Raw genomic sequence first — 11,759 nt, 5'->3', positions numbered from 1 at the left:
GTGGACAGCTCTTTTGCCAGTCTGCTGGACCAAGCAATCACAGCCGGCCCGGCGGGCACCGCGTCCTGGGTCGGCAGCATCGTCGACCGCATGAACGCGATTTCCGGCATGGCCGAGGAGCATCAGGTCAGCTGGGCGACGACCAGCATGCTGAGCAAGCCCGATCTCCTGCTGAATCCCGCCGGCCGGCCGACTGCTGACACAAGCGGTCTCCTCACGCAGGAGGACGCCGATCTCGATATGCCGGCCCGACACACCGACGGATCCTCTGCCTTGCTCGGCCAACCGATCACGGACCTCGATCCGCTGGCTCTGGGAGTGCACCGAGCCGTCGAGGTAGATGAAGGCCGCACTCTGCCGGCGCTCACTCCCTACCTGATCCGCGAACACGACCATGCTCTGCGCGCCGTGGTCCATCAAGCCGCCCAAGGACAAAGCCAGCTGGCCGTGCTGATCGGCAGTGCCGTGACCGGCAAGACGCGCGCCTGCTGGGAGGCCGTACGCGAACTGCCCCACCCGTGGCGGCTGTGGCGCCCGAGTGTGCCAGTCCGGCCCGATGCTGTTCCACACGGCTTCGACAGCCTTGGTCCGCACACCGTTGTCTGGCTCGACGAGCTCCACCGGTATCTGCTCACCGGCGATCAGGCAGGCGAGGAGTTCGCGGCCACACTGGAAGAGCTTCTTCACGACTCCGCCCGCGCACCGCTGCTTGTGCTGGGCACGCTCTGGCCTGATCAGTGGGGAACGCTGACAGCCGACCAGACCTCCGATACCTCGTTCCGGCACGAACGCGCCTCCGCACTACTCAGGGAGCGCGCAATTCTGATCCCGGAACGGTTCAACCACGAGGATCTGCTCGCGCTCAGGGATCTGGATGACCCTAGGCTTGCGTCCGCAGCAGAGCACGCGCAGCAAGGAGAGGTCACGCAGGCCCTGGCTGGCCGCTCCACCCGCCGCGAGCATGCCGCCACCCCCATGGCCAAAGTTGGCAGTCTGGTCCAGGGCCGGTACCGGCTGCTCAATCTGATCGGGCGCGGCGGCATGGGCGAGGTGTGGCGTGCCCGCGACGAGCCGCTGGGCCGGCACGTCGCCGTCAAGTGCCTCAAGCCGCTGGGACCAGTCGACGACCAGTCCTTCACGCGTGCCTTGCGCGAGAGGTTCCGGCGCGAGGCACGCGTGGCCGCCACCCTCCAGCACCGTGGTGTGACCGTGGTCCACGACTTCGGCGAGTCCGAGGGGATGCTGTACGTGGTGACGGAGCTGCTGGAGGGCCGTAACCTCAGCCAGCTCCTGGCGGACAACAATCACCGCCCGCTGCGCGTCCACGATGTCGTTGAGATCGCCGAGCAGGTGGCCTCCGCACTCTCCTACGCCCATCAACAGGGCCTCGTGCACCGGGACCTGAAACCCGCGAACATCATGCGGCTGGTCGGCGGCACCGTGAAGATCTGCGACTTCGGCATCGCCCGTCTCGGCCACGACATCGGCTTCACCGCCGAGCTGACCAACACCGTCACCGGCTTCGAGATGGGCACTCCGCACTACATGTCGCCGGAACAGATCAGCGGCGCCCACCTCGACCCGCGCAGCGACCTGTACTCGCTCGGCTGCGTACTCTACGAGATCGCCACCGGCGCACCGCCGTTCGACCTCGACGACGCGTGGTCAGTCCTCGTCGCCCACCGCGACACACCCCCCGACCCGCCCCGCAATCACCGCGCCGAGCTGCCCGCGTTCCTTGCGGAGATCATCATGGACCTGTTGGCCAAACGGCCGGAAGACCGGCCGCAGAGTGCGGCCGTGTTGACGCAGCGCCTCAGAGCCGGGCAACTGACCCCCCGCTCCGCAGCGGCACGTGCGACCGCCAGGTCAGGGCCAAACAACACGCCGGACACGGACCGGAACAGTGCCATCCAGACGACGGATAGCGGGCCCCCGGCGCCACAGGCCGATACGCCAGGCACATCGAGAGTACGACATGCGCCGCCCACCCCGTCACCGGAGTTGATCACCACACTGACGGGGCGGCACAACGCCGGGCTGAGCCTCGGGCGACTCGGCCGGTGGACCGAGGCGGGCGAGGTGCACCGCGCCGTCGCCGCCGAACGCGAGCACGCCCTCGGACCCGACCACCCCGACACGCTCGCCAGCCGCTACGAGGTCGGCTTCACGCTCAGCCGCACCGGGCACCCCGCCGACGCGCTGCGCGAGTACACGCACGTCGCGGAGGCCAGGGAGCGCGTCCTCGGCCCCGACCATCCCCACACCCTCGCCACTCGACAGGAAATGGCGTACGTACTCGGCCAGTTGGGCCGCCACTTCGAAGCGCACCAGACCTACACGTCAGTGCTCGCCGCCCGCGAGCGCGCCATGGGCGCCGACCACCCCGACACGCTGCGCTGCCGCCACAACCTCGCCTTCAACCTGAGCAGGCTCGGACGGCTGGAGGACTCGTACCAGATGGCGAGCGAGGTCGCCGCCGCCCGGGCCCGCGTCCTCGGCCCCACCCACCCCGACACCCTTGTCACCCGCTACGAGGTCGCCTACGCCCTCGGCCAGCTCGACCGCTGGCCCGAAGCGCTCCACGCCCACCAGGAAGTGGCCGACGCGCGCGCCCAGGCGCTGGGGCCCGACCACCCCGACACCCTGGCCGCCCGCTACGAGGTGGGCATCAGCCTCGGCAGGCTCGGGCGCAGCTCGGAGGCCCTGACGCTCTACCGGGACCTGATCAACGACCGCACCCGCGTACAGGGCCCGACGCACCCCGACACCCTGCGCGCCCGCCACGGCCTGGGGGTGAACCTCGGCCGCATGGGCCGCTGGGAAGAGGCCCTCGCCGAGTCCCGCGACGTGTGCGCCATCCGCCAGCAGATACTGGGCCATGACCACCCGGACACCCTCGTCAGCCACAGGGAGGTCGCCGTCGGCCTCGGCTGGCTCGGCCACTGGGAGGAAGCCCTCACCGAGTACCGAGCCGTCGCCGACACCCGCGAACGCGTCCTCGGCCCCGACCACCCCGACACCCTCGCCAGCCGCAACGACGAGGCGCACTGCCTGGAGCAGCTGGGACGCGGCCAGGAGGCCGTCGAGCTATACCGCAGGGTGGCGTTCCTCAGGCAGCAAAACCCCCAGTAGCCCCACTCCTCAAACTGCGCAAGGGGCGCGGGCAGGATGTTCAGACACCTGTTGTCTCTTCAGCGCCCGCATCTGGCCCAACTTTGGGACCCAGCGGCCCGCTCACATCGCTTCGCGCAGAAAGCGGGCCTTCCACACGCCAGTGTTCTCGCCAGATTCCTCGCTACTCGCTGCGGCCAGCGGAAATGAGGTCTTCACTGATCGCCTAGATCCGGTGAACAGCGGAGTGCCGAAGGCCAGGGAGATGGCAAGAGTCGGAGGCGAGGCCGACGGGGGACGGCGCAGCTGGGCTCCCGTCGACGCACGGGTGTTGGGATCGTCGACTGTCTGAGCACGGTGGACGGCATGGGGAGCGTTGAGAACGGGAGGCGGCCCTTGCGCTGGCTGCGCAGGCCCGCGACGTGGCATGGGCGGCGGAGGACGGAACGCCCATGGAGCCGTTCTTCCGCGCGATCAGCGGCGGCAGATGGGGCCGCCGGCCCACCGGTTGGACCGTGACCAGGCTGGATGCGCCCTGGCAGGGGGCCCCATTGCCTGAATCGACTTGCGGCGGCCGTCCAGCATCAGCCCTCGCAGATAGCAGTGCCCTTGGCCCGCTGGTCCTTGCGCGGCACCGAGGCGAACACATCTGCCACGTATAACGCTAACGTCGCCCGGACACGGTTCACTTCATGTGCGTCCACACATCCAACATGCTCGTGATCAGGACTAATAGGAAGACCTAACGGAGTCCTAGTAGAAGCTGGCCCAGGAGCGGTCGCTGCCGGGGGGAACATCAATCGCGTAGTCTCCGGCAGCAACAACCGTCTGGCTGCGTCCCGTGCTCCATCTGTCGTCCCCGCCCGCGAGCAGTTCAAGCGGAGTGTCAAGGCCACGGGGACGGGAAGTGTCGCAGCGGGCGAGAGCATACGACGGCCATGAGCGGCGCTCTGCCCGCCTTGCTGAGGAGTTCCTCCACCGCGGCTTGCCGGAACGGGCGTGTCAGGATCGCGGCTTCATCGGTACCCGCGGGAGTTCGGGCGCGGGAAGGGGATCCCCCGGGTACCCGATCACCTCGCCGAAGCGGGTGCCGTTCATCCAGTCCTCACGGGCTTTCTCGATGTCCTCTTGGGTACGGCCGACGAAATTCCACCACATGAGGATCTCCTCGCCGGAGGGGGGCCCGCCGAGCAACATGGCCACCGCGGGTGCGTCCGAGTGGTTGGTCACGGTCAAGGTGTCCCTGCCGATGGGGAGGTAGCCGAGATGGGACGGGCTTAGCCGAGTGCCGGCCAGGGAGACGTCCCCGCTGATGACGAGGAGGCCGTGCTCGAAGGCGGGGTCGACCGCGAGGGTGACGGTCGCACCAGGGTCCAGACGGAGTTCGGCGCCAAGAAGGGGGGTGAAAGTGGTTACCGGTGAGGTGTCACCGGCGAGGGAGCCCAAAAACACCTTGACGTCGCCTCCGTCAAGGGTGGTGGTCTGCGGGACGTAGTGGTGGAAGTCGGGGCCGGTGTCTCGGCACTGGTCCGGGAGCGCCACCCACAGCTGCACGCCATGCAGGACGTCGGTGTTCGCGGTGGAGACCTCCGAGTGGCAGATGCCGTGTCCGCCGGTCATGAGGTTGAGCTCGCCGGGGCGGATCATCGAGAGCGTCCCCAGGCTGTCGCGGTGTTCGATCTCACCCTTGAAGAGCCAGGAGACGGTCTGGAGCCCGATGTGGGGATGCGGTGCGACATCCATGCCGCCGGTGACCGCTATCTCGTCCGGACCGTAGTAGTCGGCGAAGCACCATGCACCGATCAGCGATCGGGATCGCTGCGGCAGGGTGCGCCGCACGTTCATCGCCCGGGGCCCGCCCAGGGGCACGTCGCGAGGGGGCAGGATCTCCACGGTGGCCTCGGCCTGGGTCTCGTTCATCGTCGCACTTCTCACAACATGTAGTTGGAACTCAACTTTTGTTCTTGATGCTATGGGATGCTGTCACATTGTTGGGCCGGGAGGTGCCTGCCGGCACGTCAGGGCACGATGGTCTCGAGGTCGGGGCCTGCGTTCAGGCTACGGTCAGAGGTCTTCCCGAACCGAGTATGGGGCTTCGTTTGTGCTGGTCAGACGTGGTTCAGGGGCTGGGTGAGGCGGGTCCGGCGCGTCCGTGGTGGTGGCGTGCTGGAGGAGCGTGATGGCGTTGCGCTGGGGCGGCTGGAAGAGCGGGAACGTGCGGTTCGAAAGCAAGTGGAGGGAGTTGCAGGCGGAGGGGCGACGCACCAAGCACTCCGACGGGACCGATCCCCTCACGTACGGGCAGCCGCGGGTGCCCCGGTGGGCCGACCCGTGTCCGGCAGGCGCGGTTCACCAGGTCGCGGGGTTGCGCAGCGGCGGCCCGTCGGCGTCGTGCAGCTGGTGGGCGAGCACCCGGCGGCGCCCAAGAAGCAGATCCCATACGGCCGGTACCAGGCCGGCACCGGCCATAGGGGCCAGGAGATAGACCCACAGGAGGCCGAACTCTCCGGCGGCCAGCGCCGGGCCGAACTGGCGGGCGGGATTGAGGCTGCCGCCGGTACTCGTACCCAGCACGGCGATGCAGAGGCAGACGAGGAGGCCCACCAGATAGGGGATGAAGCGCGTCAGCCGGTGCACCGACAGGAACAGCCCCAAGAGGACCACGCTGACACCCGTGGACGCCGTCTCCGCCAGGAAGAGGTCCATGGCCGACCAGCGGGGGGCGGGCTGCAGGGCGGCGTAGGCCACCGGAGGAGCATTGACGGCGCTGCCCCACACGCCCCGCGCCGCGAGCACGCCGAGCAGGGATCCGGCGAGCTGGGCCACCATGTAGGGCGCCACCGCCGCGCCGGGGAAGATCCCGAAACGCCACATGGCGAAGGAGATGGCCGGGTTCATGTGGCCGCCGGACTGCTTGCCGGGAGGGCTGAGGATGAGCCCCGTGACAAAGAGGCCGACGGTCACACCGACGACGAGCAGCTTCAGGTGGATTCCGGGGATCGCGTCGGAGACGGCGGAGGGGCCGATGACCCAGCGCACGATGGTCGTCACGCCGAACAGCAGGACGGAGGTCAGTAGGAACTCCTGGGCGCTGTGCCGGAAGGCCGGAAAAGGTGCGGTGGGGTCGTTCATGAGGGGCTCCTGATGTGCTGTGCGCGGATTCCCGGGGTCAGAGGACGAAGCAGGTGTCGAAGATCTCGGTGGGTTCTTCGGGGGTGAATCCGCGCTGGGCGCGCCACTGGCGGTGCTGCTCGGATTCGGCGACGGCCTGGCCGAGGAGCTCGGCCAGGCCGTCGCCGGAATTGCTGGGCTTGACGGTGACCTGGTAGCCGCCGAAGTGGAGGACCGGGCTCCATTGCGGGCTGATCGCGGGCGGCTCAGCGTCCCAGATGCGCCTGCGGCGTGGACGATGCGGCCTCCTACGAGGGTTCGGCAGGGACTCGATGTGCGGGACGTCCTGCTCCGGCGCGGTGAAGAAGTCGTCGGAGAGGACGGCCAAGTCGCCGTAGTAGCCCGGGCTCGAGGTGCTCTTGCCGTCGTTCCTGTCGGTCAGCTTCGCGCCGCCCTGGGTGCGGAGGGCGGGCGAAACAGGGCCTCCCGGTATCACTGGGCTCGGAATCCCATCCCGAGCTACCGAAAGGCCCTGCCGTCATGCGCGTAGGGCCCGAAGGTCACCCGGCCATACAGTCCGCATGTTCCGTGATCAATTGAGATGGTGCTTCTACGCGGGAACCATCGGCAGCGTGAGGTGGGAGGGATACTCCGCCGTGTGCAGGACGGTCTGGGTGGCCACCTGAGGCACTCCGTCGCCGGGGTAGCCGGAGTTGGAGTTCCGCGCCCACTGCGGGAAGTCCGAGCTCGTGACGTCGATGCGCAGCCGCGCCCCGGCCGGGACGCGAGCCGACACCGGACCCAGATCGATGACGTACTCATAGACCTCGCCCGGCGTGATGGGCTGCGGCGTGGTCAGGGACTCGCGGAAGGCGGCCCGCACGATGCCCTCCTGCAGGTTGCGCGAGCAGCCGTCCTCGTCGACCAGGCACAGGCGCGCGGTCCAGTCGGTGTCGGCGGCCGAAGAGGCCGCGTAGAGGGTCAGCGTCACATCGCCGACCACGTCCACATCCCGCTCCTGGGGAGCTGTCGTGTAGACGAGCAGGCCCCTGGCTTTCTCACGCTGGCACTGGCAGGCCGGGCCCATCGGCGTCAGTTCCTCGACACAGCAGGAATGGCCACCCTCGCTCATGACCGGCGCGTTCGGGTCGTAGATGTAGAGGTCGGGCAACTCGTCACCCGGCGTCTGGGTGTCCAGGGTGCCGTCGCCGAAGCGGGTGTTGGCGCGTCCTCCCGAGTGCAGGAAGAGCCGCTCCATCTTGGCCTCTTGCGGCGGCCAGGCCGAGAAGTCACGCCAGCCCGCGCCGAGGACGTAGGTACTGACCGGAGATTCGAAGGTGCCGGTGCCCGTCTCTTTGAGCGTCTCCGTGAAGAACCGCACCTGCCAGTCGTCGACGACCTTGGAGTTCGCGTCCTCCACCTCGACAACGGGGTACCAGGGCATGTGGTGGAAGGGTGCCACCACGAACTTCTGCCGGGCGGCGACCTCGGCGGTGCTCGCGCCGCTGCGGAGTCCGACGAAGTTGCGCTTGGTCCCTGACACGAACACGTCGTAGAGACCGGCTACATGCAGTGCCGGCACCTGGATGCGGCTGTAGTCGCTGTCGATGGACCAGCGCGCCCAGTAGTCGTCGTACGTAGGGTGCTCGATCCAGTCGAAGTAGTAGGGCGTGATGTCCCGGTCGAGGGCGGGAAAGGCCTCCGGAGCCATCCAGAAGTTGTCCGGCGCGTGCATCAGGGCGCCACTGAGCGCCTCTATACGCTCCTGGTCTCCGCGCCGGACCGCTTCGGCGATGCCCAGGTAGGAGGACCAAAAGGCGTTGAACGCGTAGGCGAAGGCACCCTTGTTGTGGGTCCATCCCTCGTAGGCCTGGGAATTCGTCATGGCCGGGCTGATCGCGGCCAGACTGGGCGGCTGCTCGACCGCGGCCAGGAGCTGGGTGAACCCGGCGTAGGAGAACCCGTACATTCCGACCCGGCCGTTCGACCCGGGCAGGCCGGCCGCCCACTCTACGGCGTCGTAGCCGTCACGGCCCTCGTCACGGAACGGGTAGAACTCGCCCCCCGATGCGTACCGCCCCCGTACGTCCTGGACGACGACGATGAACCCCTGATGGGCGTACCAGGCCGGGTGCGCGAACGCCGTCTCCGACTGGGCGCCCTGCTTCCCGTACGGGGTGCGTTGCAGCAGAACGGGGTAGGGCCCTCCTGCCCCTTCCGGGCGGTATACATCTGCGAGCAGTTCGACACCGTCGCTCAATCGGCACCGTACGTCGGTTTCCACGGTTACCCCGGGAAAGCCCGTGACAGGCTGCACCATAATTACCTACTCCTCATCACTACTGGTGTTGCATCTTTGTTCTCGGTTCAGGCAAAGACGTAGACATCAATCTGGCGTCGCGCCTTTCCGACGACTGACCCAGATGGGCGCTACGGGTGTGGGCAGCCGCCCGTAGCCGTGTCAGCTCAGGGCGGGGTAGTCGGTGTACCCGCGGTGGTCGCCGCCGTAGAAGGTGGCGGGATCGGGGGTGTTGAAGGGGCCGCCGACGGCGAGGCGGGCGGGCAGGTCGGGGTTGGCGAGGAACAGGGCGCCGTAGGCGATCAGGTCGGCGGTGCCGTCCTCGATGAGGTTCAGCGCGTCCGGGCCGGTGGGCTCGGTGCCGGTGAACGGGTTGAGGATGAAGGTGCCCGGCCACGCCTTGCGCAGCCGCACGACCAGGTCGCGTGCCTCGGGAGCCTCCAACTGGTGCAGGTAGGCCAGGCCGAGCGGCGCGAGCGTGTCGACGAGGGCGGTGTAGGTGGCCTCCACGTCTGCCCAGTCGCTTTCGTCGATGTCGTTGAAGGGGTTGCCGGGCGAGATGCGCAGACCGACACGCTCGGCGCCGATGGCTTCGGCGACCGCCTTGGTGACTTCGACGGCGAAGCGAATCCGCCGCTCGGGGGTACCGCCCCAGGCGTCGGTGCGCTGGTTGGAGTTCGGGGCGAGGAACTGATGGATCAGGTAGCCGTTGGCGCCGTGCAACTCCACGCCGTCGAAGCCCGCCTCGATCGCGTTGCGTGCCGCCGCGGCGAAGTCGGCGATGGTCTCCTCGATCTCCGCCACGGTCAGCTCGTGCGGGGTGACGAAGTCCTGCGGCCCCTCATGCGTGTAAACCTGACCCTTGGCCGTGACCTCGGACGGGCAGACGGGGGTCCGGCCCATCAGACTCGGGTGGCCGACCCGGCCGGTGTGCATGAGCTGCAAGAAGATCACGCCGCCCTCGGCGTGCACCGCATCGGTGACCTTGCGCCAGGCCACGACCTGCTCCGCGGAGTACACACCCGGGGTGTCGGGGTAGCCCTGGCCCACCACGGTCGGCTGCGCGCCCTCGGTGACGATCAGCCCGGCGCTCGCCCGCTGGGCGTAGTAGGTCGCCATCAGGTCCGTCGGGCTCTGTCCCGGACCGTAGGCACGGCTGCGCGTCATCGGAGCCATCACGATGCGGTTCGCCAGGCGAAGACGCCCGAGGTCGTACGGAGCAAGAGCCGTCGTCATGATCAATTCCCGTTCGGATCGGTCGCCGCACTCGCGACGCACTAACTACCTGCCCGAACAGTAAAACAGATTTAACTGTCCGAACAGTTAGTGGGTTTGCATCTCGATCAGAAGTGACTCACGTCACCCCCTCAAGGCGAATCTGCAGGTGAGTGAGCGCCATGGCGTTACATGGACGGTGGGATACGATTTGCCTGTTCGGGCACTGTTCTGGTGGGGAGAAGTCGTGAACGACATGCCGAAGGGCCGAGGCACGGCGTCAGCGGAAAGTACGTCCAGCGACGCCGTACGCCCCGAGATGCCACCGTCGATTCAAGCAGGCGCGATGAACCACGCGATCTTCCGCATTTCCCGCCTGCACCGCATGCTCGCCGGCCAACTCCTGCGCCGCGTCGGCCTGTACCCCGGCCAGGAGCTCGTCATGATGCAGCTCTGGGACCTCGGCCCCCAGCGTCCGATCGACCTCGTACACCTGCTGGGCTCCGACACGGCCACCATGACCCGCACAGTCAAGCGGCTGGAGCATGCCGGGTTCGTCCGACGCCGCCCCAGCACCACCGACAAGCGCGCCACGATCATCGAGCCCACTACCGCCAGCCTCGCCCTGCGCAACGAAGTCGAAGAGATGTGGGCGGAACTCGAAGACATCGCCGTCGGCGACCTGAGCACCGACGAACAGGACGCCCTGCTCCGCGTTCTGACCCGCATCGAGGACAGCCTCAGCCGCGCCGCTGAAGGCCACCCCCCTCTCGCGTAGGCAGCACGCAACGCCTGTACGGCCAATTCCTAGTGCTGTGACCGCATAGGTTCGCCGGTTGGGTCAGGCCGCGTCGGCGAGGGCGCGTCCGCCCCAGCGGATGCCTTTCTCGCTGCGGATGCGGGCGCGTTCTTTGCGTTGGGCGGCCAGGACGTCGGGGTGGCGGGCGTTGGTGTTGCGCCAGCGCAGGTATGCGTGCAGCTCACGGGTCTGGACTGTGTGGTTCGGATGGTGGGAGTTGGCGAGGGTGAACTGCCGCAGTGGCCCGAAGTGCGCCTCGATCGGGTTGGCCCAGGAGGCGTTGGTCGGGGTGAAGCACAGCTCGACCTTGTTCTTCTGCGCCCACCGGCGGATCTTCGTGCCCTTGTGCGCGGAGAGGTTGTCCAGGATCACGTAGATCGGGGCGCCGTCCGGGCGGGCGGCCCGGACGGACTTGAGTGCGGCCAGGCTGTTGGCCGCTCCCTTGCGACGGCGGTTGACGCCCCACAAGGTGTCGTCGCCGATCGAGTAGCAGCCGTGGAAGTAGGTGACGCCGTGGGTGCGGTGGTAGGTCGCCGGGACTCGGTCGGGGCGGCCCTGCCCGGCCCAGCAGGCTCCCCCGGTGGGGCGGATGCCCAGCGGGCCGAACTCGTCAAAAGCGAATACGCGGTCGGGGAAGTTCTCCAGGACGTACTCGATCCGGTCGAGCTTGGCGTCGCGCTCAGGGTCGGTGGACTCCTTCCAGGTCTTGGTCCGCTGGAAGGTCACGCCGCGGCGGGCGAGCAGGCCGCGTAAGGTCTCGCGGCCGATTCGGATCACCCGGCCGTGGACTTTGCGCAGGTAGGCGACGAGTTTGCGCAGCGACCAGCGGGTGAAGGGCTGGCCGAGCTTGGCGGGGCGGGTGGTGGCCGTCTGGATGACGAAGTTCTCGTCGTCAGGGCTGAGCAGGCGGGGACGGCCTCCCGCCCATTGAGGGTCCAGGCAGGCCAGGCCGATCTCGTTGAACCGGTGGATCACATCGCGCACGGTGTCGTCGTCGGCCTGCACCAGCTGGGCGATCACCGGCACACGGTTCCCGCCGGCCGAGGCCAGCAGCATCATCGCCCGCCGATAGCGCACCGAACTCGTACTGCCACGGCGCACGATCTGCTGCAGACGCCGCCCCTCCTGGTCGGTCAGTCTGCGCACACGGACAGGCTCAGCCACCACGCCTCCAGCGATCAGATCGGATGTCACCGCACATCCAACCGCCACGACCACCAA

The 11,759-nt window shown here is 68.1% G+C and carries 8 protein-coding genes and 1 pseudogene; 2 read left to right on the top strand and 7 right to left on the bottom strand.

Translation table 11 applies throughout. From position 1 onward, the window contains the following. Positions 1 to 975 precede the first annotated feature (975 nt). The gene (locus C4B68_RS39545) at positions 976 to 3,135 is read left to right on the top strand and encodes a serine/threonine-protein kinase (protein WP_099506492.1); all 2,160 of its coding nucleotides are present in this window, start codon (positions 976 to 978) and stop codon (positions 3,133 to 3,135) included. Between the two features lie 528 nt (positions 3,136 to 3,663). On the opposite strand, the pseudogene C4B68_RS39540 reads toward C4B68_RS39545, so the two are convergent. The 6 genes and pseudogenes from C4B68_RS39540 to C4B68_RS39515 form a co-directional block, all read right to left on the bottom strand. Then, a pseudogene (locus C4B68_RS39540) lies at positions 3,664 to 3,818 on the bottom strand (transposase); the annotation flags it as partial. A gap of 298 nt (positions 3,819 to 4,116) precedes the next feature. After that, the gene (locus C4B68_RS39535) at positions 4,117 to 5,034 is read right to left on the bottom strand and encodes a pirin family protein (protein WP_099506477.1); all 918 of its coding nucleotides are present in this window, start codon (positions 5,032 to 5,034) and stop codon (positions 4,117 to 4,119) included. A 429-nt stretch (positions 5,035 to 5,463) separates the two neighbouring features. After that, on the bottom strand, positions 5,464 to 6,246 hold the full coding sequence (locus tag C4B68_RS39530) for an MIP/aquaporin family protein (protein WP_099506476.1): 783 nt from the start codon (positions 6,244 to 6,246) through the stop codon (positions 5,464 to 5,466). A gap of 37 nt (positions 6,247 to 6,283) precedes the next feature. Continuing rightward, positions 6,284 to 6,721, bottom strand: a complete 438-nt coding sequence (locus C4B68_RS39525) for a hypothetical protein (RefSeq protein ID WP_099506475.1) — start codon at positions 6,719 to 6,721, stop codon at positions 6,284 to 6,286. A 114-nt stretch (positions 6,722 to 6,835) separates the two neighbouring features. Beyond that, positions 6,836 to 8,485: a CocE/NonD family hydrolase gene (locus tag C4B68_RS39520; protein WP_167459260.1), complete on the bottom strand. Its 1,650-nt coding sequence runs from the start codon at positions 8,483 to 8,485 to the stop codon at positions 6,836 to 6,838. A 201-nt stretch (positions 8,486 to 8,686) separates the two neighbouring features. After that, positions 8,687 to 9,760 carry an alkene reductase gene (locus C4B68_RS39515; RefSeq protein WP_180289398.1) on the bottom strand — a complete coding sequence of 358 codons (1,074 nt, stop codon included), beginning with the start codon at positions 9,758 to 9,760 and terminating at the stop codon, positions 8,687 to 8,689. 325 nt (positions 9,761 to 10,085) lie between these two features. Between C4B68_RS39515 and C4B68_RS39510 the strand changes: the two genes are divergently transcribed. Further along, the gene (locus C4B68_RS39510; RefSeq protein ID WP_373682284.1) at positions 10,086 to 10,517 is read left to right on the top strand and encodes a MarR family winged helix-turn-helix transcriptional regulator; all 432 of its coding nucleotides are present in this window, start codon (positions 10,086 to 10,088) and stop codon (positions 10,515 to 10,517) included. 63 nt (positions 10,518 to 10,580) lie between these two features. Here the strand turns inward: C4B68_RS39510 and C4B68_RS39505 are convergent, their stop codons facing one another. Beyond that, positions 10,581 to 11,702, bottom strand: coding sequence for an IS630 family transposase (locus C4B68_RS39505; RefSeq protein ID WP_338059730.1), 1,122 nt, complete (start codon positions 11,700 to 11,702; stop codon positions 10,581 to 10,583). Between the last annotated feature and the right edge of the window lie 57 nt (positions 11,703 to 11,759).

Source organism: Streptomyces dengpaensis, assembly GCF_002946835.1.
GTDB lineage: Bacteria > Actinomycetota > Actinomycetes > Streptomycetales > Streptomycetaceae > Streptomyces > Streptomyces dengpaensis.
The sequence above is the reverse complement of the archived record's forward strand: the minus strand, read 5'-3'. Positions and strand labels throughout refer to the sequence as shown.